This window comes from Terrabacter sp. P2_E3 (genome assembly GCF_056403915.1).
Genome location: NZ_JBFUEN010000006.1, coordinates 123653 through 149540, shown reverse-complemented (window position 1 = coordinate 149540; position 25888 = coordinate 123653). Strand labels below are relative to the sequence as shown.

Below are 25888 nucleotides of genomic sequence, written 5' to 3'. Positions count from 1 at the left end.
CATGCGCGCACACGAAGCAGGAGCGCTGCACGCGGAGGGCTATCGCGGCCCCGCGTGGCTCCAGACCCCCGTCGACGTCAACGCCCTCGTCCCGTCCCTCTGGGCGACCTCCGTCGGTCGGGGCGCCGACGGCGTCCTCACGGTCGGTGGGATGAGCGTGACCGAGTTGGCACGCGAGTTCGGCACCCCGGCATACATCATCGACGAAGACGACTTCCGTTCGCGCGCAAGGGATTTCAAGCGGACGTACGCCGAGGTGTTCGACGGGCTGTCGGGTGGCGCCGACGTGTTCTACGCCGGCAAGGCCTTCCTCTGCACCGAGGTGGCGCGGTGGGTCCACGACGAGGGCCTGCACCTCGACGTCTGCACGGGCGGCGAGCTGGCGGTGGCCAAGCGGGCCGGCGTCCCCGGCGACCGGATCGGCCTGCACGGCAACAACAAGAGCGTCGCCGAGATCCGCGACGCCCTCGACTACGGCGTGAGCCGCATCGTCATCGACTCCTTCGACGAGATCGAGCGCGTCGCAGCGGTCGCCGCCGAGCTCGGCGTCGTCGCACCGGTCCTCATCCGCGTCACGGTCGGGGTCGAGGCGCACACGCACGAGTTCATCGCGACGGCCCACGAGGACCAGAAGTTCGGGCTGTCTCTGTCCGGCGGACACGCCTTCGAGGCCGCCCGTCGCATCCTCGACCAGCCCGAGTCGCTGCGCCTCCTCGGTCTGCACAGCCACATCGGCTCGCAGATCTTCGACACCGCCGGCTTCGAGGTGTCGGCCCGCCGCATCGTCGGGCTGCACACCCGCATCGCGCGCGAGCTCGGCGTCGAGCTGCCCGAGCTCGACCTCGGCGGCGGCTTCGGCATCGCCTACACGACCGAGCACGACCCCCTGCCGCCGAAGAACCTCGCGGCCGGCATGGCCGAGATCATCGAGCGCGAGTGCCGTGCCGAGGAGGTCGCCGTGCCGCGCATCTCGATCGAGCCGGGACGCGCCATCGCGGGCCCCACGACCTTCACGCTCTACGAGGTCGGCACGGTCAAGCCGGTCGACCTCGACGGGGGAGCGGAGCGCGTCTACGTCTCCGTCGACGGCGGCATGAGCGACAACGTCCGCACGGCGCTCTACGACGCCAACTACTCGTGCACGCTCGCGAGCCGGGCCTCGACCGCACCTCCCGTGCTCGCCCGCGTCGTCGGCAGGCACTGCGAGAGCGGCGACATCGTCGTCAAGGACGAGTTCCTCCCGGCCGACGTCGGCGCGGGTGACCTCATCGCCGTCCCCGGCACGGGCGCCTACTGCCGCTCCCTGTCGAGCCAGTACAACCACACGCCGCGCCCACCCGTCGTCGCGGTCCGTGAAGGGGTCGCCCGGGTCATCGTGCGGCGCGAGACCATCGACGACCTGCTCGCCCTCGACGTCTGATGGATCTGCAGATCCTGCGCCACGGATGTCCGGATCGCGAAACAATGACCGTCCAGCACCCGGACAGGCGGCAGGATTCGCACCGTGGACAGCGCCGTGAGTGACACCCAGCCGTTGCGCGTCGCCCTGCTCGGGGCAGGCGTCGTGGGCGGAGCCGTCGCGCGCCTGCTCACCGAGCACGCGGACGACATGGCCGCGCGTGTCGGCGCGCCGCTCGAGATCGTCGGCATCGCCGTGCGTCGCGCCGGCCGGGACCGCGCCGCCCTCGGGGTCGACGCCGGCCTCTTCACGACCGACGCCGAGGACCTCGTGACCCGGGCCGACGTCGTCGTCGAGGTCATCGGCGGCATCGAGCCGGCTCGTTCGCTCATCCTGCGCGCGATGGAGCACGGCGCCTCGGTCGTCACGGCCAACAAGGCGCTCCTCGCCGAGGACGGCCCGGCCCTCTATGACGCCGCGGCCCGCCACGGCGTCGACCTCTACTACGAGGCCGCCGTCGCCGGGGCGATCCCGCTGCTGCGCCCCCTGCGCGAGTCGCTCGCCGGTGACGAGGTGCGCAAGGTGCTCGGCATCGTCAACGGCACGACGAACTACGTCCTCGACAAGATGGACACGACCGGGGCCGGTTTCGCCGACGCGGTCGAGCAGGCCCAGGCCCTCGGCTACGCCGAAGCCGACCCGACCGCCGACGTCGAGGGTTTCGACGCCGCGGCCAAGGCCGCCATCCTCGCCTCCCTCGCCTTCCACACCCGGGTCTCGGGCACCGACGTCTACCGCGAGGGCATCACCGAGGTCTCGGCGGCCGACGTCGCGGCGGCGCGCGAGATGGACTCCGTCGTCAAGCTCCTCGCGATCTGCGAGCACACCGACAAGGGCGTCAGCGTCCGCGTGCACCCGGCGATGATCCCGCGCTCGCACCCGCTGGCGGGGGTCCGCGAGGCGTTCAACGCCGTCTTCGTCGAGGCCGACGCCGCCGGTGAGCTGATGTTCTACGGGAAGGGCGCCGGCGGCGACCCGACGGCCTCGGCGGTCCTCGGTGACCTCGTCGCCGTCGCGCGCCACCGCGTCGGGGGTGGCCTCGGGCCGGGGGAGTCGAGCTACGCCGACCTGCCCGTCCTGACGATGGGCGACGCCCAGACGAGGTACCACATCAGCCTCGACGTCGAGGACCGGTCGGGTGTCCTCGCCCAGGTCGCGGCTGCCTTCGCCGACCACGACGTGTCGATCGAGACGGTGCGCCAGCAGCTCGTGCCCGCCGGCGACGGCGAGGCGGCCAGGGCCAACCTCATCATCGTCACGCACACCGCGAGCGACGCCGCGCTCTCGTCCACGGTCGAGCGCCTGCGCACGCTCGACGTCGTCCGTGGCGTCAACTCCGTCATGCGCGTGGAAGGTTCGTGATGGCCCACCAGTGGCGCGGAGTGATCCGCGAGTACGCCGACCGCCTTCCCATGCTCGAGGGCGCGCCCGTCGTCACGCTGCACGAGGGCGGCACCCCGCTCATCCACGCCGAGAAGCTCTCCGAGCGCGTCGGCGCCGAGGTCCACCTCAAGTACGAAGGCCTCAACCCCACCGGCTCGTTCAAGGACCGCGGCATGACGACGGCGATCAGCGTCGCTGCCCGCAAGGGGGCCAAGGCCGTCATCTGCGCGAGCACGGGCAACACGAGCGCGTCGGCCGCCGCCTACGCGACGAAGGCCGGCATGACGTGCGGCGTCCTCGTGCCCGACGGCAAGATCGCGATGGGCAAGCTGAGCCAGGCGATCGCCCACGGGGCCACGCTGCTGCAGGTCGACGGCAACTTCGACGACTGCCTGACCCTCGCGCGCAAGCTCGCCGAGGCCTACCCCGTCGAGCTCGTCAACTCCGTCAACCCCGCGCGCATCGAGGGCCAGAAGACCGCGAGCTTCGAGGTCGTCGACGCGCTCGGCGACGCCCCCGACATCCACTGCCTCCCGGTCGGCAACGCCGGCAACATCACGGCGTACTGGCGTGGCTACCGCGAGTACCTCGCCCAGCCCGTCACCGATGCGCCCGCGGGACCGGCCACCCACCTGCCCAGGATGTGGGGCTTCCAGGCTGCCGGTGCCGCGCCGATCGTCCTCGGCCACCCGGTCGACCACCCCGAGACCATCGCGACCGCGATCCGCATCGGCAACCCGGCGTCGTGGGAACAGGCCGTCGCCGCCCGCGACGAGTCCGGTGGCCGCATCGAGGCCGTCACCGACGAGCAGATCCTCGACGCCCATCGCTACCTCTCGTCGCAGGAGGGTGTCTTCGTCGAGCCCGGCTCGGCCGCGTCGGTCGCGGGCCTGCTGGCGAGCCACGCCGCAGGGCTCGTGCCCTCCGGGGCGCGCATCGTGTGCACCGTGACCGGCCACGGGCTCAAGGACCCCCAGTGGGCGCTGCGCACCGCCGACGGGAGCGAGGTCGTGCCGACCCGCGTCTCGGTCGACGCCTTCTCGGCAGCCCAGGCCCTCGGTCTCGAGGGCTGACCGCGTGAACCGGGTGCCCGCGGGCCGCTCCGTCAGCGTGCGGGTGCCGGCGAGCAGCGCCAACCTCGGTCCCGGCTTCGACTCCATCGGCCTGGCCCTGGGCCTCTGGGACGACTACGTCGTCACGACGTCCGACCGCGCCGGTCTCGTCATCGAGGTCATCGGCGAGGGGGCTGCCGACGTGCCCACCGACGGGCGGCACCTCGTGCACGCCACGATGCAGCACACGTGGCGCGCCCTCGGCGCCGAGCCGCCCTCGGGGTTGCACATCGCGGCCACCAACGGTGTCCCGCACAGCCGCGGGCTGGGTTCGTCGGCGACGGCGATCGTCGCGGGCGTTGTTGCTGCACAGGCACTTTCGTGGGGTGCCGACGAGACTGAGTATGCCGCGTGGCCGGCTCCCGGTGCCACCGTGCCCGTCGACCTCGGCCTGGCGACGCACCTGTCGAGCGAGCTCGAGGGGCACCCCGACAACGCATCGGCGAGCGTGCACGGCGGCCTCACGGTGAGCTGGATGCCGGACGGCAGTGGCCTCGACCGCGGCGAACGGACCGTCACGGCCCGTCTCGTCCCGCACCCCGACGTCGAGGTCGTCGTCTTCGTCCCGGAGACGCAGCTCGCGACGCGGACGGCCCGCGCCGTGCTGCCGGCCACGGTCCCGCTCGCGGCGGCTGCCGCCGGTGCCGGACGCGCCGCCCTGCTCGTGCACGCGCTGACAGCCGATCCTTCGCACCTGCACGCCGCGACCCGCGACTGGCTCCATCAGGAGGCCCGGCGCCCCTCCTATCCGGCCACGATGGAGCTCGTCGACCTCCTCCGCTCGCACGGGCACGCGGCCGTCGTGTCCGGGGCAGGTCCGAGCGTCCTCGTCCTCACGACGACCGAGGCCGCGGGCGACGTGCAGTCCGGGCACCTCGCCGAGCGGTGGGAGCGGCTCACGCCCAGGGTGCCGGCCCACGGGGCCACGGTGCACGCTCGCTGAGGCGCGACATTCGTGACCTCCCTCACCCGTGCGAGGGTCCCTGGGTGGTATCCTGAGCCCGCACCACTCGCCGCGACACCGCAGGCCGGTGCATCACCCCCACACTGAGGCGAAATCCTTTGCCTCTGGGCGCGTTCTGCGCCGAAGTGGATCTCAGACGGCCAGGTCACCTGGTCCAAGTCCGGCCCGCTGGAATGTCCCGGGCCGCAAACGAGGGGGAAGGATCCTTCGTGTCAGAAACAACCACCCGTCCGCTCTCTGGCCTGTCGGCCATGAAGCTGGACGAGCTCAAGGGCGTCGCGTCGTCGATGGGCATCACCGGCACGACGAAGATGCGCAAGAGCGACCTCGTCGAGGCGATCAAGGCGCGCCAGTCGGGCGGCTCGTCCGCTCCGGCTGCATCGACGCCCTCAACGGCGTCGACGGCATCGACGGGCTCCGACGCCGAGGCCCCCACCGAGGCCGCCACCGAGGCCGCCCCGGCCCGCGCGTCGCGCCGGGTCAGCCGCCCGGCGGGCTCGGCCACGACGGCCGAGTCCTCCACCGAGTCCTCCACCACGACCTCCACCACGACCTCCACCGAGTCGGCCGGCCAGGCGCCCGCCGAGGATCGCGCCCAGGGCCGTGACGAGGCCCCGACCGGGGACCGTGCCCCGCGTGCCGAGCGGGGTGCCCGCGGCTCCCGTGAGAACCGTGCGGCGCGTGTCGACGCCCAGGACTCCACCTCGTCCGAGCGGTCCGACGCCGGCGACCACCAGGCGTCCGAGGGTGACGACCACGAGGGTCGTCAGCGCGACCGGGGTCGCGGACCGCAGTCCGACCGCGGTCAGCAGGGCGACCGTCAGCAGGCCGGCCGTGGCGACCGGGCGGACCGTCAGCAGGGCGGCCAGCAGTCCGACCGCCAGCAGTCCGACCGCCAGCAGTCGCGTCAGCAGGGCGACCGCCAGCAGGGCGACCGCCAGCAGGGCGACCGTCAGCACGACCGCGGCCAGCAGTCCGACCGCCAGCAGACGCGTCAGCAGGACCGCCAGGACCGTCAGCAGGACCGCCAGCAGCCCGACCGTCAGCAGCCCGACCGTCAGCAGGACCGTCAGCAGGGCGACGTGAACGACCAGAGCCGTGGTCAGCAGTCGCCGTATGACGACGAGGGTGGCAGCCGTCGCAGCCGCAACCGTCAGCGCAGCCGGGACCGCAAGCGCGGTCGCGGCCGTGAGGGTGGGCAGGACTGGAACGACGCCGACCTGCAGGTCGGCGACGACGACGTGCTCGTCCCTGTCGGCGGCATCCTCGACGTCCTCGACAACTACGCCTTCGTCCGCACGTCCGGCTACCTCGCCGGTCCGAACGACGTCTACGTGCCGCTCGGCATGGTCAAGAAGAACGGCTTGCGCAAGGGCGACGCGGTCACCGGTGCCGTCAAGGCGCTGCGCGACGGCGAGCAGCCCTCGGGCAACGTCGGACGCCAGAAGTTCAATGCGCTCGTCCGCCTCGACACGGTCAACGGCCAGACGCCGGAGGAGGCCGCCAAGCGCGTCGACTTCGGCAAGCTGACGCCGCTCTACCCGCAGCAGCGACTGCGCCTCGAGACCGAGCCCAACGTGCTGACGACGCGGATCATCGATCTCGTCGCGCCGATCGGCAAGGGCCAGCGCGGCCTCATCGTCGCCCCGGCCAAGGCCGGCAAGACGATGATCATGCAGACCCTTGCCAACGCGATCACGACGAACAACCCGGAGTGCCACCTCATGGTCGTCCTCGTCGACGAGCGCCCCGAGGAGGTCACCGACATGCAGCGCGCCGTCAAGGGCGAGGTCATCTCCTCGACCTTCGACCGGCCGGCCGAGGACCACACGACGGTCGCCGAGCTCGCCATCGAACGGGCCAAGCGCCTCGTCGAGCTCGGGCACGACGTCGTCGTGCTCCTCGACTCGATCACCAAGCTGGGTCGCGCCTACAACCTCGCAGCTCCGGCGAGCGGCCGGATCCTCTCCGGTGGTGTCGACTCGGCTGCGCTCTACCCGCCGAAGAAGTTCTTCGGCGCCGCGCGCAACATCGAGAACGGCGGCTCGCTCACCATCCTGGCGACGGCCCTCGTCGAGACCGGCTCGAAGATGGACGAGGTGATCTTCGAGGAGTTCAAGGGCACCGGCAACATGGAGCTGCGCCTGAGCCGCGACCTGGCCAACCGCCGGATCTTCCCGGCCGTCGACATCAACAGCTCGGGCACACGCCGCGAGGAGATCCTCCTCGCGAGCGAGGAGCTGAAGATCATGTGGAAGCTGCGCCGGGTCCTCGGCGGCCTCGACGCGCAGCAGGCCATCGAGCTGCTCATCGATCGCCTCAAGAAGACCCGGACGAACTACGAGTTCCTCACCCAGGTCCAGCAGACGAGCGGCTCCAAGCTCGACGACGAGTCCTGACCGACGACAGATCGGGGACGGTGCCACATCGGCGCCGTCCCCTTTCGGCGTTTCATGGGCTATTCGGGTCAAATGTTCCTAAAATGGACGCATCACCCCGAACCCACCATGGAGAACCATGTCTGCGCCTGCCGGCGACCCCGATGCCAGCCCCGTCCGTGTCCTCGTGGCCGATGACGACGCTGACATCCGAGACCTCGTCGAGTTCAAGCTGACCCAGGCGGGGTATGCCGTCGAGGCCGTCCCCGACGGCATCAGCGCCTGGGAGGCGTTCGCGGCCAACCCGCCGCAGCTGGCGGTGCTCGACGTCATGATGCCCGGCCTGTCCGGCATCGACGTCCTCCGCAAGATCCGCGAGAGCGAGTTCTCCACGGTCCCGGTGCTGCTGCTCAGCGCCAAGTCGCGCGACTCCGACGTCGACACCGGTTTCGCGGTCGGCGCCGACGACTACGTCATCAAGCCGTTCAGCCCGCGTGAGCTGCTCCATCGCGTCAACGGCATGCTCGCCCGGGCCCGATGAGGGGGAGGGCGTCGTGATCATCGGGGCGGCGCTGCTCGTCGGAGCCACGGTCGTCATCCTCGGCGCGTGCGTGCTGCTCATCCTCGCCGTCGTCGCGGTCCGCGCGCGACGACACAGCCGCACCCAGCGCGACGAGATGCTGCTCTCGCCGCTCCGGCCGCCCCTCATCACGGTGGCCTCGGGTGAGGACGACGACGGCGCGGCCGCAGAGCAGCTGACGTGGGCGACCGGCGTCTCTCGCACCGTCCTCGACCGCAACATCGTCGAGATGCTGACGAAGATCCGCGGTGTCCCCGCCGAGCAGCTCGTCCACGTCCTCGAGGTCCACGGCGCCGTCGACGCGGCGGTCGCGCAGATGTCGAGCCGCTCCACCGTCAAGCGCGCGCGGGCAGCCCAGCTGCTGGGCCTGGCCCGCGCCGGGCACACGGTCCCGCTGCTCGTCGAGGCCCTCGGCGACGAGGCCGTCGAGGTGCGCAACAGCGCCGCCTACGCGCTCGGGCTCATCGGCGACCCCGCGGCCGCCGGCCCGGTGCTCGCGGCGATCGGCGCACCCGAGCGCGGGCTGCCTGCGGCCACGGCGGCCGAGGCCCTGCAGTCGATGGGTGTCGGCATCTCGGAGGTGCTGCGCGACGGGATGGCCGCCCCCGACGCCCGCACCCGCATGGTCGCCGCCCACCTCAGTGGCGAACGCAGCTTCACCCGTGGGCTCCCGGAGCTGCGCGGACTGCTCGACGCCGACCCCGACCTGACGGTCCGCGAGACGAGCGCCTCGGCCATCGGCCGCCTCGGCCGGAGTGAGGACGTCGGCATCCTCGTGCGGCACACGGTGCCCTCCGAGCCGCTGGCCCTGCGCCGGGCCTGCGTGATCGCCCTGGGTGACCTCGGTGAGGCGGAGGCGATCCCCGCGCTCGCCGTCCTGCTCGACGACTCGGACCCGCGCCTGGCCGAGCTCGCGGCGACGGCCCTGCTGTCGATGGGTCCCGACGGTCGCGACGCCCTCGCGGGCCACGAGAACGACCCCGCCGTGCGCTCCGCGCGACTGCTGGCCAGCCTGCAGAAGGCGTCTGCATGAGCTGGGACGGCTTCGTCGAGGGGCTGCGGTCCTTCGTCCTGTGGAGCATGGACGTCACGGCGGTGCCGATCATCATCTACTTCATCCTCATCAACACCTCGCTGCTCGTCCTCATCGTGCTGGCCTACCTCGAGTTCCGAGCCCAGCAGCGTCGTCGTTCGACGGCGGTCACCTGGCAGGGAGCGGGCCTGGCCCCCGGGGTGTCGTTGCTCGTCCCGGCCTACAACGAGGAGGCCGGCATCGTCATGGCGGTCAAGTCGTTCCTCACGCTGCGCTACCCGCGGCACGAGGTCGTCGTCGTCGACGACGGCAGCAGCGACGAGACCTTCGCCCGCCTCGAGGAGGCCTTCGACCTCGTCCAGGTCCCGCGCGAGCTGCCGCACGAGATCCCGATCCGGGCCAAGGTGCTCGGCATCTTCGTCCCGCGCGACGGCCGCACCCGCCTCGTCGTCGTCCGCAAGGAGAACTCCGGCCGCTCGGAGGCGATCAACGTCGCCATCAACGCCGCGAGCGAGCCGCTCGTCGCCATGATCGACGGGGACTCCATCCTCGAGCCCGACGGCCTGCTCCACGTCACCCGTCCCTTCGCCGACGACCCGACGCGCATGGTCGCGACCGGCGGCGCCATCCGCCCGGTCAACGGCAGCCGCGTCGTGTCGGGCCGCATCGTCCGCGTCGAGATGCCGCAGACGTGGATCCCGCGCATCCAGCTCGTCGAGTACCTCCGGGCCTTCCTCCTCGGCCGCACCGGGTGGTCGCGCCTCGGCGGGCTCATCCTCATCAGCGGGGCCTTCGGTCTCTTCCGGCGCGACGTCGTCGTCGAGGTCGGTGGTCTCGACCCGAACAGCATCGGCGAGGACTTCGAGCTCGTCATGCGCATCCACAAGCGGCTGCGCGACGAGGGCCGCGACTATTCCATCGAGTTCGTGCCCGAGCCGGTCTCCTGGACCGAGGTCCCCGTCACCGCCAAGGTGCTGCGCAACCAGCGCCGCCGGTGGCACCGCGGTCTCTGGGAGACGCTCTGGGCCTACCGCTCGATGCTCTTCCGCCCGAAGTACGGCCGCATCGGCTGGCTCGCCCTGCCCTACTACTGGCTCTTCGAGCTGTTCGCACCGCTGCTCGAGCTCTTCGGGATCATCATCGTGCCGCTCGCGCTGGCGCTCGGCATCGTCAACGTGCCCTTCGCGATCCTCTTCCTCGTGCTGGCCTACGGGTATGCCGTGCTCGTCACCCTGTCCGCGATGGTCGTCGACGAGTGGGCCTTCCACAAGCACGACCGGTGGCGTGCCATCTGGCAGACCATCGCGGCGTCGGTCCTCGAGAACATCGGCTACCGCCAGGCCACCGTGTGGTGGCGCCTCGAGGGGTGGTGGTCGAGCCTGCGCGGGAAGAAGCACGTCTGGGGAGTCATGACCCGCACGGGCTTCGACGAGGACCCCGCGTGACGGGCGGGCTGCCGGTCGTCTCGAGGCGCTCCGTCGGCAGCCAGATCCGGCTGCTCATCGGCATCCTCGTGATCCTCGTGCCGATCGGAGCCATCATCTCGGTGGCCACGATCCACTCGCAGGGAGCCTCGGTGCGGGCCCTGACGCTCGCGCTCGGGCCGGCCCGCGAGGCCAACAGCGCCGTGCTGCTCGACATGACCCGCGCGGAGGGGGCCTGGCGAGAGAAGGTCGTCGGTGCCCCGGCCCCCCTCGACCCGCTCTCGTTGCGCCCCCGGGTCGAGAAGGAGCTGGCCGTCGTCGAGGCGGGCACGCAGCACGAGGAGCTCGCAGCCGACGACCGGGCCAGCTTCGCACCGCTCGTCGCGGCGCAGCGCGCCGCCGTGGAGGGCTGGTTCACCGCCGCCGAGGCCTCGCTCGAGAACGTCCCCAGCGGACCTCCGGACGAGGCCCCGACGGGACCCCCGCCCAGCACGCCCGGCACCCCCGCGCCGGGGAGCACCGGCACCGCACCGACCACGCCCGAGGCGCGGCAGCGCACCCGGGTCGAGACGGCCTACGCCGCGTTCCTGTCGGCCAACGGCTCGCTGGAGGAGGCCATCCGCTCCCAGCGCGACGCCGCGCGCGTCGAGTCCCGCGAGGCGACCGGCATCACGTCCGGCGTCATCATCGCCGTCGCGGCGGTCGTCGTGCTCGTGCTCATCGCGGCCGGCTTCGGGATGGACCGCGCGGTCGGCCTCCCGCTCGCTCGCCTGCGTGAGGTCGTGCGCCGGCAGGCCGAGGAGGACGTCATCGCGATGGCCAACCAGGAGGAGGGCGCGCTCGAGGTCCGCATGCTCGCGCGCGACTTCAACGACCTGACCCGCGCCAACGCCCGCCTCGTCGACCAGCAGGCCGCGGTGCTCGAGATGCAGGAGCTCGTCCTCGACGTCGGCCGGGGCGCCCGGTCGGCCGTCGACGTCCACGAGGCTCTGCAGCGGGTCACGACCAAGCTCGGCGCCGGCCTGGGCGCCGACCGCGTGCTGCTCTACACCCTCGGCGAGGACGGCCAGACGATCGAGGACCGCCTCCAGTGGCACACCGACGACCTGCCCGACCTGCCGCCGCTCCCACGCTCGCTCGCCCAGCAGGTCGGTGCCGTCAACGACGAGCTCCGCCGCGACGTCGGCTTCTTCGACCTCGGTGACCTCCTCGCCCACCAGGCGTACGACGACGAGAGGGCCCGCGCCTTCCACCGGGCCACCGGGGCCCGGTCCCTGCTCATGCTCCCGGTCGGGACGGGCGGCCGGGGCCTGGGCATCCTCTCGGTGATGATGGTGAGCGCGCCGCGCCGCTGGCACCGCCACGAGATCCAGGCCGCGCAGCAGTGTGCGGCCATCGCCGCCCAGTCGATCGTCGCGCTGCGCCTGTCACAGATGCAGGACGAGCAGGTGCGACGCCTCACCGAGCTCGACCGCCAGAAGACCGACTTCATGGCGACCGTCAGCCACGAGCTGCGCACCCCGCTGACCTCGATCAGCGGCTACCTCGAGCTGCTCGTCGACGGCGACTTCGGCGACGTCTCCGACGGCCAGCACGTCGCCCTCGACATCATCGGACGCAACGCGACGCGGCTGCGCGGGCTCATCGAGGACCTTCTCGTCCTCAACAAGATCGAGATCAGCGGCCTGCAGGCCGTGTCCGAGGAGGTCGCCGTCCGTGACCTCCTGCGCACGGTCACCGAGACGATGGAGCCGGTGGCCGCCGCCGGGGGAGTGCAGCTGCTCTGCACCGACGTGCCCGACGACCTCGTCGTCCGGGTCGACCGTGGACAGGTCGAGCGGGCGCTGATCAACCTCGGCTCCAACGCCGTGAAGTTCACCCCAGAAGGTGGCCAGGTGCTGCTGTCGGCCGAGCGCTCCGGTGACTCCACGATCATCTCCGTGCACGACACCGGCATCGGCATCCCGGCCGGCGACCTCGCGCGCCTGTCCGAGCGCTTCTTCCGTGCCGGCAACGCCACGGCCGCAGCCATCCCCGGGACGGGTCTCGGGCTCGCGATCGTGCGTGCCATCGTCGAGGGCCACGGCGGCGAGCTCGTCATCGCGTCGGTCGAGGGGGAGGGCACGACGATGCAGGTGGTGCTCCCCGTCGCCCAGCCGGCGAAGGTCCCGGCCCGGCGCTGACATCAGGGGGCGGGGCACTCCGGGAGCCGCGCCGGGAGTCCCGAGGATCCTCAGAAGCAGCCGCCCCGGGGGCGGCCCCGCAGCTGCTGCGTGACGGTCCATCCGGTCGCCGGGTCGCGGAGCACGTCCCCGGTCGGCGTCGTCGGCCGCGGCCTCGTCCCGGAGCTCGTCACCCGGGGAGAGCGGGTCTCGCCGGTGCGCGCGTCGAGCGACCAGCGCTCGGTGACCCAGACGGGCTCGCCGGTGACGGCCGCGGCCGTCGTCCGCGGGTACCAGACCTCGACGGCGACGACGTCCCGGCCCGCGAGGCGAACGCTGACGTCCGTCGGAGCGTCGGGTCGCGTGGGCAGCACGCGCCACGTCACCGCGCGGGCAGCGAGGTCGACCCCGAGGACCGAGCCGTCCGAGCCCGGGACGACGACGTGGGTGTCGTCGGCCGCCGCGAGGCGCTGGCCGGACCGGGTGCCCACGGGCAGCGCCACCTCGACCGAGTCCCACGAGCCCGAGTCCGGCGACCAGGCGACGAGCGTCTGCCCGCGGACGCCGACGACCGCGGTGGAGGTCACGACGGCCGACGCGCGGTAGGCACGGTCGGCGTCGCCGTCCACCGGTGACTCCTGCCACGACCAGCCGCCCGGGCCGCCGTCGAGCCGCTCGGCGGCGAGGACGGTGTCACCGTCGGCAGGGGCCCCCACGGCATACCCCTGGACGACGCCGATGACGTCGGCCAGGCCAGTCGGCGTCGAGACGGAGCCGGACGTGACGTCGACGACGTGGGTGGCGTGGCAGCCGACGATGACGACGTGGCCGTTGCTGACGACCGGAGGCTCGCTCAGCAGGTCCGGCACCCTCGTCGTCCAGCGGACGGCCCCCGAGGGGTCGGCGCCGGTGACCGGCCCGGCCTCCGTCGCGGACACCTCGGGACAGTCGTCGAACGAGCAGCCGGCGCCCGAGCACGCCGCGGTCGAGAGCAGCACGGCGACCGCTCCGGCGACCGCCGCGCGGCGCCCACCCACCCTGCCCCTGACACCCATGCGCGCATCCTCGTCCTCCGCCGGCCCCGTCGTGGAGGAAAGACACTCGAACGCCCCCGATCGATGCATGTCCGGGACGCGTCGTCGCCGCGTCCGGGAGGGGGAATGCCGCGGCCCTCTCGTGCGTTTGGGAGGAGGTGCGCCGATCTGGCACACTCTTCCTTTGGACCGGTTCACGGGAGAGCAGCTCCCCAGCGTGAGCAGCGATGACACCGACCCGGCCGACTACCTCAAGGAGACAACGTTGAAGAAGGACCTTCACCCCGAGTACGTCGAGACCACGGTGACCTGCACCTGTGGCAGCACGTTCGTCACGCGCAGCACCGAGACGTCCGGCAAGATCTCTGCCGACGTCTGCTCGCAGTGCCACCCGTTCTACACGGGCAAGCAGAAGATCCTCGACACCGGTGGCCGCGTGGCCCGGTTCGAGGCCCGTTACGGCAAGAAGGCCGCCAAGTAGGTCTCCCGCACGCCGGCTCCCACGACTTCGGTCGTCGGGAGCCGGCGTTCGCTTTACCCCGACCCGTCCCCTGAGCCGAAGGGCCTGCCGTGCTCGATTCCGTCCAGTCGATCCTCGACGAGTACGCCGAGCTCGAGCTGCAGCTCGCCGACCCGGCCGTGCACGGTGACCAGGACCTCGTGCGCACCCTCAACAAGCGGTATGCCGCCCTGGCGCCGACCGTCGCCGCCGCCCGCGAGTGGACGGCGGCCGGCGACGACCTCGAGGCTGCACGTGAGCTCGCTGCCGACGACGCGTCGTTCGCCGAGGAGGTGCCCTCGCTCGAGGCCCGCCTCGCCGCGGCGGAGGAGCACCTGCGCCGGATGCTCGTGCCCCGCGACCCCGACGACGACCGCGACGTCATCCTCGAGGTCAAAGCGGGGGAGGGCGGCGACGAGTCCGCCCTCTTCGCGGGCGACCTGCTGCGGATGTACCTCCGCTACGCCGAGCAGCGCGGCTGGCGCACCGCCGTCGAGGACGCGACCGAGAGCGACCTGGGTGGCTACAAGGACGTCCGGGTCTCGGTGCGCGCCAAGAGCGCTCCCGGGCTGGGCGAGGGGCCCTGGGCCCGCCTCAAGTACGAAGGCGGCGTCCACCGTGTCCAGCGCGTGCCCGTGACCGAGAGCCAGGGCCGCATCCACACCTCGGCGGCCGGCGTCCTCGTCATGCCGGAGGCCGAGGAGGTCGAGGTGACGATCGACCCCAACGACCTGCGCATCGACGTCTACCGCAGCAGCGGCCCCGGCGGGCAGAGCGTCAACACGACCGACTCGGCCGTGCGCATCACCCACCTGCCCTCGGGTCTCGTCGTGTCGTGCCAGAACGAGAAGTCGCAGCTGCAGAACAAGGAGGCCGCGATGCGCGTGCTCCGGGCTCGCCTGCACCAGATGGCCAAGGACGAGGCCGATGCGGAGGCGAGCGCCGCCCGTCGGTCGCAGGTGCGCACCGTCGACCGGTCGGAGCGCATCCGCACCTACAACTTCCCCGAGAACCGCATCTCCGACCACCGCACCGGCTACAAGTCCTACAACCTCGACTCGGTGCTCGACGGAGACCTCGACCCCGTCGTCCAGTCGGCGCTCGACGCCGACGAGGCCGCCAAGCTGGCAGCGCTCGCCGAGGGTGACGGGCCGCGCGCGTGACGGACCTGCGCGAGGGTGTCCGGGCTGCTGCCGCGCGGCTCCGCGACGCGGGGGTGGCCTCCGCCGACGTCGACGCCGTCGAGCTCGCGGCCCACGTGCTCGAGGTCGACGCCTCCGAGGTCCGCCGCCTCATTGTGCTCGGCGGTCGCACGCTCCCGGGGTCGTATGCCGTCCTCGTCGACGAGCGGGCCCGCCGGGTCCCGCTGCAGCACCTGACGGGCCGCGCCCACTTCCGCCGCCTGACCCTGTCGGTCGGCCCGGGGGTCTTCGTGCCGCGACCCGAGACCGAGGTCCTCGTCGACCTCGCGCTCGTCGAGGTCGATCGGCTGTCGGCAGCAGGCGCCGAGGCCGTCAGGGTCGTCGACCTCTGCTCGGGCTCCGGCGCCATCGCCCTGTCCGTCAGGGCGGAGCGACCGGACGCCGACGTGCGCGGCCTCGAGCTGTCGCCCGACGCGTACGCCTGGTCGGTGGCCAACCGCGACCGCCTGCGTCTCGACGTCCGGCTCGAGCAGGGCGACGCGACGCTGCCCTGCTTCGAGGACTGGGCGGGCGCCGTCGACGTCGTGACCGTCAACCCGCCCTACATCCCCGTCGGCGCCGTGCCCGTCGACCCCGAGGTGCGCGACCACGATCCCGACGTCGCGCTCTACGGCGGCAGCGAGGACGGCCTGGCCATCCCGCTCGCGGTGGCCCGGACGGCCGCCCGGCTGCTTCGTCCCGGCGGCCTCGTCCTCGTCGAGCACGCCGACTCACAGGGCGAGAGCCTGCCCCGCCGCCTCGCGGCGACGGGGCAGTGGACCGACGTCACCGACCACGACGACCTGTCCGCCCGCCCGCGGGTGACGGTGGCGCGCCGCCGCGTCTGACCCACGGGTCGGCCCGGCGCCCGGGCGCTCGACCGCGCCCCAGTAGGCTCTGCCCGTGAGCGAGCGCTACGACTGCACCGACCCCGAGGGGCGTGCCGAGGGCATCCCGGCCGCGGCCTCGGCCGTCCGACGCGGCGAGATCGTCGTCCTGCCGACCGACACGGTCTACGGCATCGGCTGCGACGCCTTCGACGCCACCGCCGTCGCCTCCGTCCTCGCGGCCAAGGGCCGCGGCCGCGACATGCCGCCGCCGGTCCTCATCCCGACCGCGCGCACGGCCCAGGGCCTCGCGACGCAGGTGCCCGACTACGCCCAGCGGCTCATGGAGAAGTTCTGGCCCGGACCGCTGACGCTCGTGCTCAAGGCGCAGACGTCGCTGCACTGGGACCTCGGCGAGACCAACGGGACCGTGGCCCTGCGCGTGCCCGCCCACGAGATGACCCTCGAGCTGCTCGGCGACATCGGTCCCATGGCGGTCACGAGCGCCAACACGACCGGCGACCCCGCGGCACGCACGGTCGATGAGGCGGTCGGGATGCTCGGCGAGTCCGTCGGGGTCTACCTCGACGGCGGCCCGGCCGGCGAGGGGCAGCCCTCGACGATCGTCGACTGCACCGGCGAGACCCCCGTGACCCTGCGCCTCGGCGCCGTGAGCCAGGAGGAGCTCGACGAGGCCCTCGTGCCCGAGCCCGTCCTCGAGGCCCCCGAGCCCGACGCCGAGCCGGCGGCCGAGGCCGACGCGACGCCCGCGGCGGACCCCGCGACCGAGCCGGACGCGGAAGCCGGCGACGAGCCGCCCGCCGAAGGCACGTCGGACGAGGCTGCCGAGACGCTCGGCGAGTGGCACGACGTGTCCACGACCGAGCGGCCGTCCGACGGTGCCAGCACGACGCAATAGAGTTGGCTCGCGCTCGCGCCCCACTCCCGACCCCCCGGAGAACTCCCATGGCTGACGACACGTTCTACGGCTCCGACTTCGGTGCCCTGCAGTCCTTCGACCCCGACATCGCGGGGGTGCTCCTGTCGGAGCTCGACCGCATCCGCGGGGGACTGCAGCTCATCGCGAGCGAGAACATCAGCTCGCCCGCGGTCCTGACGGCCCTCGGGTCGACGTTGTCGAACAAGTACGCCGAGGGCTACCCCGGTCGCCGCTACTACGGCGGCTGCTCCGAGGTCGACAAGGCCGAGACGATCGCGATCGAGCGCGCCAAGGCCCTCTTCGGCGCAGACCACGCCAACGTCCAGGCGCACTCCGGCGCGAGTGCCAACCAAGCCGTCTACGGCGCCTTCATGGCTCCGGGCGACACGATCCTCGCGATGGCGCTGCCGATGGGCGGCCACCTGACGCACGGCACCAAGGTCTCCTTCTCCGGCAAGTGGTTCAAAGCCGTGCACTACGGCGTCGACCAGCAGAGCGAGGACATCGACTACGACCAGGTCGAGGCCCTCGCCCATGAGCACCGTCCCAAGGTCATCTGCGCCGGCGGCTCGGCCATCCCGCGCCTCATCGACTTCGAGCGTTTCCGCGCCATCGCCGACGAGGTCGGCGCGATCCTCTGGGTCGACGCCGCCCACTTCATCGGCCTCGTGGCGGGCAAGGCCATCCCCTCGCCCGTGCCGTACGCCGACGTCGTCACCTTCACGACGCACAAGGTGCTGCGCGGCCCGCGCTCCGGCGCCCTCGTCTGCAAGGCCGAGCACGCCGCCGCCATGGACAAGGCGATCTTCCCGATGATGCAGGGCGGCCCGCAGATGCACACCATCGCGGCCAAGGCGGTCAACTTCAAGGAGGCCGCGACGCCCGAGTACGCCCAGTACGCCAAGGACGTCATCGCCAACAGCCGGCAGCTCGCGGCCAGCCTGCTCGCGCTCGGCATCCGCCCGACGACGGGCGGCACCGACACCCACCTGGCGCTGCTCGACCTCCAGGGCGTCGGTGTCACCGGCAAGGAGGCCGAGGAGCGGGCCGACGCGGCCGGCATCGTGCTCAACAAGAACGCCATCCCCTTCGACCCGCAGAAGCCCAACATCGCCTCGGGCATCCGCGTCGGCACGCCGTCGGTCACGACCCAGGGCATGGGCCTGGAGGAGATGAAGCAGATCGCCTCGCTCATCCACCGCGCCGTCACCGAGGGTGACGCCGACCCCGACCACGCGGTGAGCAAGGACGTGCGTGCGGAGGTCACCGACCTCGTGACGCGCTTCCCGGCATACCCTCGCTGAGTCAGTCCCCCCGCCAGCGTCGGCGCCCGAGCGAAGGTCGGTAGGTGCACGAGTACGTCCTCGTCCTCATCGTGGCCGCTGCGGTCACGTACCTCGCCACACCCTTCGTCCGCAGCGTCGCCGTCGCGACCGGGGCGTTCACGGCCGTCCGCGAGCGCGACGTCCACAAGACCCCGATCCCGCGGCTCGGGGGAGTCGGCATCTACATCGGCTTCGTGGCGGCGGCGCTCGTGGCGAGGGCGCTGCCCTACCTCGGGACGCTCTTCTCGACGAAACAGATCTTCGGCGTCGTCGCCGCAGCCGGCATCGTGTGCCTGCTCGGGGCGTTCGACGACATCCGTGAGCTCGACTGGCTGACCAAGCTGGCGGGACAGATGCTCGCCGCGGGCCTGATGGCCTACACCGGGGTGCAGCTGCTGTCACTGCCGATCTTCGGCACGACCATCCTGCCGACCCCCGTCCTCGTGCTCTTCACGGTGCTGGTCGTCATCGCGTCGACGAACGCCGTCAACTTCATCGACGGGCTCGACGGGCTCGCCGCGGGGGTCGTCTGCATCGCGGCGTTCGCCTTCTTCGTCTACAGCTACATCGTGTCGCGCTCGTTCGTGCCGGCCAACGTGTTCTCGACCGCGACCTTCATCTCGGCCGCCCTCGTGGGCTGCTGTGCCGGCTTCCTGCCGCACAACTTCCACCCGGCCCGACTCTTCATGGGCGACTCGGGAGCGCTGACGCTGGGGCTGCTCCTGTCGGCGGCGACGATCACCCTGACCGGCAACGTCGACCCGGGCGAGGTCAGCGCCAACGACGTGTCGGCCGCGTTCCTGCCGATCCTCGTCCCGCTCGCGGTCCTGCTGCTGCCGCTGCTCGACATGCTGCTCGCCGTGGTCCGGCGCACCCGTGCCGGCCAGCGACCGTGGCACCCCGACGCGATGCACCTGCACCACCGCATGCTGCGCATCGGTCACGGCCACCGCCGTGCCGTGCTCATCCTCTACCTGTGGGCCGCCATCGTGGCGCTGGGTTCGGTGTCCTTCGTCATCTGGGACGGCCTCGATCCGCTCGCGGTCGTGGGGGCGGCCGCCGCGATGGGTGTCGTGCTCACCGTCTGGCTTCCTCGGTGGAGGCCGTCCGAACGCTTGTGATAGCATTCACAAGCACCTGAGGGGAGTCTGGGAAGACCGCCACAGGAGCCCGGAAGTCCTTTCCACACAAGCGATCCGAGCATCATCCGGATCAGCCCGAACCCCGCCCGCACTACGCCTCACGACGCACCCAGGCAGGTTTTCTTGAGCGCCACACCGGCACGCGACGCATCACAGTCAGATGCCTTCGCGCAGCTCCTCCGGGGCTCCCTGCTGCCGACGGCCGTGGCAGGCCTCGTCTGCGTCGTCGTCGGGCTCTTCTCGAGCCCCAAGGCCGCATGGTCGGCCGCGCTCGGCGCCGCCATCGTCCTCTTCTTCTTCAGCCTGACGCTCCTCGTCATGAAGCGCACGGCCGACCTGCCGCCCACGACGACGATGATGATCGTCATGGTCACCTACACCTTCAAGGTGCTGGTGCTCGGCGTCGTCATGTTCGCGCTGCGCGACGTCACGTGGGCCTCGGGCTTCGCGATCGGCCTGTCGATCACGGTGTGCGCCGTCGTCTGGCTCTTCTTCGAGATGCGCGCCTACAAGCGCCTGCGGATCTTCGCGTACGACCCCGACGGCGCGGCCTCGCTCGACGCGACGCCCGACTCGAAGCCCGACGCGACGCCCGAGGCGGCGCCCCACCGGGAGCCGCGTGATGAGCCGTGACACGGGAGGTCGACATGACCACACCACCGACGCCGGAGCCCAGCGACCCGAGCGAGCCCACGGTGCCCAGCGAGCCCAGCGAGCCCAGCGAGCCCTCTGCGGAGGACAAGGCCGAGGAGCTGCGGCGGTTCAACACCCGCGAGCAGGACTCCGCCTGGCGTGCCGTCGCCTACATGCTCACCGGTCCGCTCATCTACGGCGGTCTCGGTGCCCTGGCCGACCACTGGCTGGGCACGACCTGGCTCGTCGGGGTCGGGATCGTGGGTGGAATGGCCCTGTCGCTCTACCTGATCTGGTTCCGATACGGTACCCATTGAGCCCGACGGCCTCCGTGCCGCACGTCAGCGCGTCGCCCCCTGGCCCGCCGACGTGGAGCCCCACCGGGAGCCCGCTCCCGAGCACCGACTCTCCACCCCTGACGCAGGTCGTCAGCCGAAGTGCCCAGAACCTACAAAGGAGTAACCCGTGAGCATCGTGGCCGCCGCCCCGACGGACTACACCGCCCCCGGCGTCGAGGAGTTCTGGCAGCCCCTCTTCGGGACCGACGGGCCGTTCGCGATCACCCGCCCGATCCTGCTCATGGTCCTGGCCACCGGCCTTGTCGCGTGGTTCCTGCTCGCCACGACGAAGAAGAAGGCTCTCGTGCCCGGCCGCGGCCAGATGGGCACGGAGGCCGTCTACGGCCTCGTGCGCAACGGCATCGCCAAGGACCTCATCGGCAGCAAGGAGTTCATGCGGTTCGTCCCGCTGCTCTTCGCGCTCTTCACGACGATCCTCGTCAACAACCTGTTCGGCGTCATCCCGCCGATGAGCTACCCGACGATGAGCCGTATCGGCTTCCCGATCGCGCTGTCGCTCATCGTCTGGGTCGTCTTCCACGTCGTCGGCATGCGCAAGCACGGCTTCATCGGCTACTGGAAGTCGCTCGTGCCCGCCGGCCTGCCTAAGGCGATGATCCCCGCGATCTTCTTCCTCGAGCTGATCACCGACCTCTTCACGCGCCCGGTCACCCTCGCCCTGCGACTCTTCGGCAACATGTTCGCCGGCCACATCCTCATCGTCCTGTTCATCACCGGTGGCTGGTACATGCTCACCAACGGCGGCATCCTCGTCATCGCCGGCGGCGTCACGTGGATCTTCGCCTTCGTCATGACGCTGTTCGAGATCCTGGTCCAGTTCCTCCAGGCCTACGTCTTCACCCTGCTGGCCGCCCTCTACATCGGCGGCGCGGTCGCCGACGAGCACTGAGGCCGACGCCTCCCGGCGCCTCCGGCGCCCTACGAACTGCACCACCGCACGAACACCACACACCAGCTTCGCCCCCGCCCGTCTGGTAACCGCCAGCCGGACAAGACAAGAAGGAATGGAATAAACATGACTGGCAACATCGCCATCCTCGGTTACGGCCTCTCCGCCATCGGCCCCGGTATCGGTGTCGGTCTGATCTTCGCCGCCTACATCAACGGCGTCGCCCGTCAGCCCGAGGCCCGCGGCATGCTGCAGCCGATCGCCTTCCTCGGCATGGCCATCACCGAGGCGCTCGCCATCTTCGGTATCGCGCTCGCCTTCGTCTTCAAGGGCTGACGCCCCTTTCCGGGGCAGCCCGAAGCACCGATCGTCTTTCTCTCTAGGAGAACCTCATGCAAGCAGTGACCGTGACCGCCGAGGGCGGCGAGGGCGGCTTCTGGGCCACCGCGGCACCGATCATCCCGCACCCGCTCGAGTTCTTCTTCGGCCTGGCGTGCTTCGCGATCCTCTACGTCGTCGTGAAGCAGAAGGTCGTGCCGCGCCTCGAGCAGATCTACGCCGAGCGCACTGCTGCGATCGAGGGCGGGATGAACAAGGCCGAGGAGGCCCAGGCCCAGGCCCAGGCCGCGCTCGAGCAGTACCAGGCGCAGCTCGTCGAGGCCCGCTCCGAGGCCGCCCGCATCCGTGAGGACGCGAAGGCCCAGGGCGCGCAGATCATCGCGGAGATGCGCGAGCACGCGGCGTCCGAGGCCTCTCGGATCACCGAGACGGCGCACAAGCAGATCGAGGCCGAGCGCCAGCAGGCGGTCGTCTCGCTCCGCGGCGACGTCGGCCGCATCTCGACCGACCTCGCGAGCCGCATCGTCGGGGAGTCCCTCCACGAGGAGACCCGTCAGAAGGGCATCGTCGAGCGGTTCCTCGCCGAGCTCGAGTCGGGCGACGTCGTGCGCGAGAAGGTCGGCGGCGCCGCCGGCAGCCCGGGCGGAGACGCCTGATGCAGGGACCCTCACGCGCAGCAGCGGCGGCGAGCCGCGAGGCTCTCACCGGCGTCCTCGCTGCCGGTGCCGACCGTTCGCGGTTGGCCGAGGAGCTCTTCGCGGCCGTCGGGATCATCGACAGCAGCGCGACCCTGCGTCGCGCCGTGGCCGACCCGTCCCGCGAAGGCGTCGACAAGGCCCAGCTCGCCGAGCGGCTCTTTGCGGGCAAGGTCAGCGCCGAGACGCTGGTCGTGCTCAAGGGTGCCTTCGGCCAGCGCTGGAGCTCCGAGCGTGACCTGACCGACACGGTCGAGTCGTATGCCGTCGAGGCCGTCATCGCCGAGGCGGAGGTCCAGGGCCGTGCCGACCGCGTCGAGGACGAGCTGTTCCGCTTCGAGCGCATCGTGGCGGCCGACGCCCCGCTGCGCTCGGCGCTGGCCGACTCGCAGGCGCCCGCCGACAAGCGAGCCAACCTCGTGTCCTCGCTCCTGCGCGAGAAGGTCGCACCGGAGACCCTCGTGCTGGCCCGTCAGGCCGTGGTCGCCCCGCGCGGCCTGCGCTTCGACCGGGTCCTCGAGAAGTACCTCGAGACGGCCTCGAGCCGCCGCGAGCAGCAGACGGCCATCGTCACCTCGGCCGTCCCGCTCACCGACGACGACCGTGCACGCCTCGCCGCGGGCCTGGCTGCCATCTACGGCGGCACGGTCCACGTCAACACCGTCGTGGACCCCCGGGTCATGGGCGGGGTCAAGGTCGAGATCGGTGACGAGCTCATCGACGGAACCGTCATCCGCAAGCTCGACGCGGCCCGCCGGGCCATGGGTGCCTGAGGCACCCACCACCAGCTGTGATCAACCACCGGCCCGTCCTGCGGGTCGAAACCGAGGAGAAGATCTGACATGACGGAGCTTTCGATCCGTCCGGAGGAGATCCGGGACGCTCTGGACTCGTTCGTCCAGTCCTACGAGCCCGGCGCGGCCTCCCGCGAAGAGGTCGGCCGCGTCACCGACGCCGGTGACGGCATCGCTCACGTCGAGGGTCTGCCCTCGGCCATGACCAACGAGCTGCTCCAGTTCGAGGACGGCACGCTCGGCCTCGCGCTGAACCTCGACGTCCACGAGATCGGCGTCGTCGTCCTCGGTGACTTCGCGGGCATCGAGGAGGGCCAGACCGTCAAGCGCACGGGCGAGGTCCTTTCGGTCCCGGTCGGTGACGACTTCCTCGGCCGCGTCGTCGACCCGCTCGGCAACCCGATCGACGGTCTCGGCGACATCAAGTCCGAGGAGCGTCGTGCCCTCGAGCTGCAGGCGCCCAACGTCGTCCAGCGCAAGTCGGTCCACGAGCCGCTCCAGACCGGCATCAAGTCGATCGACGCGATGACGCCGATCGGCCGTGGCCAGCGCCAGCTCATCATCGGCGACCGCCAGACCGGCAAGACGACGGTCGCGATCGACACGATCATCAACCAGAAGCGCAACTGGGAGTCCGGCGACCCGGACGCCCAGGTCCGCTGCATCTACGTCGCCATCGGCCAGAAGGGCTCGACCATCGCGTCGGTCCGCGGCACGCTCGAAGAGGCCGGCGCGCTGGAGTACACCACGATCGTCGCGGCCCCCGCGTCCGACTCGGCGGGCTTCAAGTACCTCGCGCCCTACACCGGTTCGGCCATCGGCCAGCACTGGATGTACCAGGGCAAGCACGTCCTCATCGTCTTCGACGACCTGAGCAAGCAGGCCGAGGCCTACCGCGCCGTGTCCCTGCTGCTGCGCCGTCCGCCGGGCCGCGAGGCCTACCCGGGTGACGTCTTCTACCTGCACTCGCGGCTCCTCGAGCGTTGCGCCAAGCTCTCCGACGACCTCGGCCACGGCTCGATGACGGGTCTGCCCATCATCGAGACCAAGGCTGGCGACGTGTCGGCGTACATCCCGACCAACGTCATCTCGATCACGGACGGCCAGATCTACCTGCAGGCCGACCTGTTCAACGCCAACGTGCGTCCGGCCATCGACGTGGGTGTCTCGGTCTCCCGAGTCGGTGGTGCCGCGCAGATCAAGGCGATGAAGTCCGTCGCCGGTCGACTCAAGCTCGACCTCGCGCAGTTCCGCGCCATGGAGGCGTTCGCCATGTTCGCCTCCGACCTCGACCCCGCCTCGCGAGCCCAGCTCGCCCGTGGTGCGCGCCTCGTCGAGCTGCTCAAGCAGCCGCAGAGCTCGCCGTACCCCGTCGAGGAGCAGGTCGTCTCGATCTGGGCCGGCACGACCGGTCGCCTCGACGACGTCGCCGTCGAGGACGTGCGGACCTTCGAGTCCGAGCTGCTCGAGACGCTGCGTCGCGACGGCAAGATCCTCCAGACGATCCGCGAGACCCTCAAGCTCGACGAGGACACCGAGACGGCGCTGGCCAAGGTCGTCGACGAGGTCAAGTTCACCTTCCGGGGCACCGGCAAGGACGGCCTCGAGGCCGGCAACGAGGAGTTCGACGAGATCGCCGACGACCAGATCACCCAGGCGAAGATCGTCAAGCAGAAGTGACCACCTTCCGTATGCCGCCCGGCCAGCCGGGCGGCATACGGAAGCGGGCGTGAGCCCACCCTGCAGGCAACCACAGACTTTAGAGACCAAGAGAGGCGGAGCACATGGGAGCGCAGATGCGGATCTACCGCCAGCGCATCAAGTCCGTCAACTCCATCAAGAAGATCACCAACGCGATGGAGCTGATCGCGGCCGCACGCGTCGTCAAGGCCCGCCAGCGGGCCACCGAGGCGATGCCGTACACGACCGCGCTGACGCGTGCCGTGTCCGCGGTGGCGACCAACACGAACGAGGACCACCCGTTGACGACGGCGAAGGAGACCGCGAAGCGGGCCGGCGTCGTCATCATCACGGCGGACCGCGGACTTGCCGGTGCCTACTCCGTCGCGGCGATCAAGGAGAGCGCGGAGCTCATCTCCAAGCTGACCGCCGAGGGCAAGGAGGTCGTGCCCTACCTCGTCGGTCGCAAGGCCGTGAGCTACTACAAGTTCCGCAAGCGCGACTACGCCGCCGAGTGGACCGGCTTCTCCGACGCCCCGACGTTCGAGAACGCCAAGGAGATCGCCGACCGCATCACGGCCGACTTCCTCAAGCCCACCGAGGAGGGCGGCCACGACGAGATCCACGTCGTGTTCACCCGCTTCCGCTCGATGGTGCGCCAGGACCCGTTCGTGCTGCGCCTGCTGCCCCTCGAGGTCGTGGAGGCCGACGACGCCAGCGAGGACGAGAGCCTCGACCTCAGCGTCAACCGCTACGAAGAGGGGCAGATCCCCCCGGAGTACTCCTTCGAGCCGAGCGCGTCCGAGGTCCTCGACCTGCTGCTGCCGAAGTACGTCCGCAACCGCATCTTCACCGCGCTGCTCAGCTCGGCGGCCTCCGAGCTCGCCGCCCGCCAGCGCGCGATGAAGTCGGCCACCGACAACGCGACGGAGCTGATCAAGACCTACCAGCGCCTCGCCAACCAGGCCCGTCAGGCCGGCATCACCCAAGAGATCAGCGAAATCGTGGGCGGCGCCAACGCCCTCGCCGAGAAGTAACGCCCACAGGTAAGGAAGC

General features: G+C 71.2%; 24 protein-coding genes. 23 read left to right on the top strand and 1 reads right to left on the bottom strand.

The window, feature by feature from the left end; translation table 11 throughout:
* Position 1 precedes the first annotated feature (1 nt).
* The 9 genes from lysA (at position 2) to AC1DW8_RS09695 (ending at position 12516) form a co-directional block, all read left to right on the top strand.
* Complete coding sequence (lysA, locus tag AC1DW8_RS09735) at positions 2-1420, top strand: diaminopimelate decarboxylase (RefSeq protein ID WP_056770532.1); 1419 nt, start codon at positions 2-4, stop codon at positions 1418-1420.
* Between the two features lie 84 nt (positions 1421-1504).
* On the top strand, positions 1505-2821 hold the full coding sequence (locus tag AC1DW8_RS09730; RefSeq protein ID WP_200959014.1) for a homoserine dehydrogenase: 1317 nt from the start codon (positions 1505-1507) through the stop codon (positions 2819-2821).
* Entirely contained in the window at positions 2821-3915 is a 1095-nt protein-coding gene (gene thrC, locus AC1DW8_RS09725; protein WP_056770530.1) for a threonine synthase, read from the top strand. The genes AC1DW8_RS09730 and thrC overlap by 1 nt, the downstream gene beginning before the upstream one ends.
* 4 nt (positions 3916-3919) lie before the next feature.
* Entirely contained in the window at positions 3920-4897 is a 978-nt protein-coding gene (locus AC1DW8_RS09720; protein WP_478093619.1) for a homoserine kinase, read from the top strand.
* Positions 4898-5169: 272 nt separating this feature from the next.
* Positions 5170-7317, top strand: coding sequence for a transcription termination factor Rho (gene rho / locus AC1DW8_RS09715; RefSeq protein ID WP_478093750.1), 2148 nt, complete (start codon positions 5170-5172; stop codon positions 7315-7317).
* Between the two features lie 118 nt (positions 7318-7435).
* A complete protein-coding gene (locus AC1DW8_RS09710) occupies positions 7436-7837 on the top strand; it encodes a response regulator transcription factor (RefSeq protein ID WP_020142958.1) in 402 nt (133 codons plus the stop codon).
* Positions 7838-7850: 13 nt separating this feature from the next.
* Positions 7851-8909, top strand: coding sequence for a HEAT repeat domain-containing protein (locus tag AC1DW8_RS09705; protein ID WP_056770522.1), 1059 nt, complete (start codon positions 7851-7853; stop codon positions 8907-8909).
* Positions 8906-10354 carry a glycosyltransferase family 2 protein gene (locus AC1DW8_RS09700; protein WP_056770519.1) on the top strand — a complete coding sequence of 483 codons (1449 nt, stop codon included), beginning with the start codon at positions 8906-8908 and terminating at the stop codon, positions 10352-10354. Before AC1DW8_RS09705 ends, AC1DW8_RS09700 begins: the two co-directional genes overlap by 4 nt.
* Positions 10351-12516, top strand: a complete 2166-nt coding sequence (locus AC1DW8_RS09695; RefSeq protein ID WP_056770517.1) for a sensor histidine kinase — start codon at positions 10351-10353, stop codon at positions 12514-12516. The genes AC1DW8_RS09700 and AC1DW8_RS09695 overlap by 4 nt, the downstream gene beginning before the upstream one ends.
* Positions 12517-12566: 50 nt before the next feature.
* On the opposite strand, the gene AC1DW8_RS09690 is transcribed toward AC1DW8_RS09695, so the two are convergent.
* The gene (locus tag AC1DW8_RS09690) at positions 12567-13550 is read right to left on the bottom strand and encodes a hypothetical protein (RefSeq protein ID WP_478093616.1); all 984 of its coding nucleotides are present in this window, start codon (positions 13548-13550) and stop codon (positions 12567-12569) included.
* Between the two features lie 244 nt (positions 13551-13794).
* Between AC1DW8_RS09690 and rpmE the strand changes: the two genes are divergently transcribed.
* From rpmE to AC1DW8_RS09620, 14 genes are all read left to right on the top strand, one after another.
* Entirely contained in the window at positions 13795-14010 is a 216-nt protein-coding gene (gene rpmE, locus AC1DW8_RS09685; protein ID WP_026863931.1) for a 50S ribosomal protein L31, read from the top strand.
* 89 nt (positions 14011-14099) lie between these two features.
* Positions 14100-15191, top strand: coding sequence for a peptide chain release factor 1 (gene prfA / locus AC1DW8_RS09680; RefSeq protein WP_056824304.1), 1092 nt, complete (start codon positions 14100-14102; stop codon positions 15189-15191).
* A complete protein-coding gene (gene prmC / locus AC1DW8_RS09675; protein WP_478093613.1) occupies positions 15188-16057 on the top strand; it encodes a peptide chain release factor N(5)-glutamine methyltransferase in 870 nt (289 codons plus the stop codon). Before prfA ends, prmC begins: the two co-directional genes overlap by 4 nt.
* Positions 16058-16112: 55 nt before the next feature.
* The gene (locus AC1DW8_RS09670; RefSeq protein WP_478093611.1) at positions 16113-16955 is read left to right on the top strand and encodes an L-threonylcarbamoyladenylate synthase; all 843 of its coding nucleotides are present in this window, start codon (positions 16113-16115) and stop codon (positions 16953-16955) included.
* Positions 16956-17002: 47 nt separating this feature from the next.
* Positions 17003-18280 carry a serine hydroxymethyltransferase gene (locus tag AC1DW8_RS09665; protein ID WP_478093608.1) on the top strand — a complete coding sequence of 426 codons (1278 nt, stop codon included), beginning with the start codon at positions 17003-17005 and terminating at the stop codon, positions 18278-18280.
* Between the two features lie 44 nt (positions 18281-18324).
* Complete coding sequence (locus tag AC1DW8_RS09660) at positions 18325-19422, top strand: glycosyltransferase family 4 protein (protein ID WP_478093606.1); 1098 nt, start codon at positions 18325-18327, stop codon at positions 19420-19422.
* Between the two features lie 144 nt (positions 19423-19566).
* On the top strand, positions 19567-20076 hold the full coding sequence (locus AC1DW8_RS09655; protein ID WP_056770497.1) for a Cg1360 family ATP-synthase-associated protein: 510 nt from the start codon (positions 19567-19569) through the stop codon (positions 20074-20076).
* A 14-nt stretch (positions 20077-20090) separates the two neighbouring features.
* Positions 20091-20393 (top strand): AtpZ/AtpI family protein, encoded by a 303-nt coding sequence (locus AC1DW8_RS09650; RefSeq protein WP_478093604.1) that lies wholly within the window; start codon positions 20091-20093, stop codon positions 20391-20393.
* A gap of 148 nt (positions 20394-20541) precedes the next feature.
* Positions 20542-21324, top strand: coding sequence for a F0F1 ATP synthase subunit A (gene atpB / locus AC1DW8_RS09645; RefSeq protein ID WP_056770495.1), 783 nt, complete (start codon positions 20542-20544; stop codon positions 21322-21324).
* 126 nt (positions 21325-21450) lie between these two features.
* Positions 21451-21660 (top strand): ATP synthase F0 subunit C, encoded by a 210-nt coding sequence (gene atpE, locus AC1DW8_RS09640; protein WP_020142944.1) that lies wholly within the window; start codon positions 21451-21453, stop codon positions 21658-21660.
* 56 nt (positions 21661-21716) lie between these two features.
* Positions 21717-22319, top strand: coding sequence for a F0F1 ATP synthase subunit B (locus AC1DW8_RS09635; protein WP_056770492.1), 603 nt, complete (start codon positions 21717-21719; stop codon positions 22317-22319).
* A complete protein-coding gene (locus AC1DW8_RS09630; RefSeq protein ID WP_478093601.1) occupies positions 22319-23131 on the top strand; it encodes a F0F1 ATP synthase subunit delta in 813 nt (270 codons plus the stop codon). The genes AC1DW8_RS09635 and AC1DW8_RS09630 overlap by 1 nt, the downstream gene beginning before the upstream one ends.
* Positions 23132-23200: 69 nt before the next feature.
* Positions 23201-24832 carry a F0F1 ATP synthase subunit alpha gene (atpA, locus tag AC1DW8_RS09625; protein ID WP_056824313.1) on the top strand — a complete coding sequence of 544 codons (1632 nt, stop codon included), beginning with the start codon at positions 23201-23203 and terminating at the stop codon, positions 24830-24832.
* Positions 24833-24936: 104 nt separating this feature from the next.
* Positions 24937-25869, top strand: a complete 933-nt coding sequence (locus AC1DW8_RS09620; RefSeq protein WP_056770482.1) for a F0F1 ATP synthase subunit gamma — start codon at positions 24937-24939, stop codon at positions 25867-25869.
* The last annotated feature ends 19 nt before the right edge of the window (positions 25870-25888 follow it).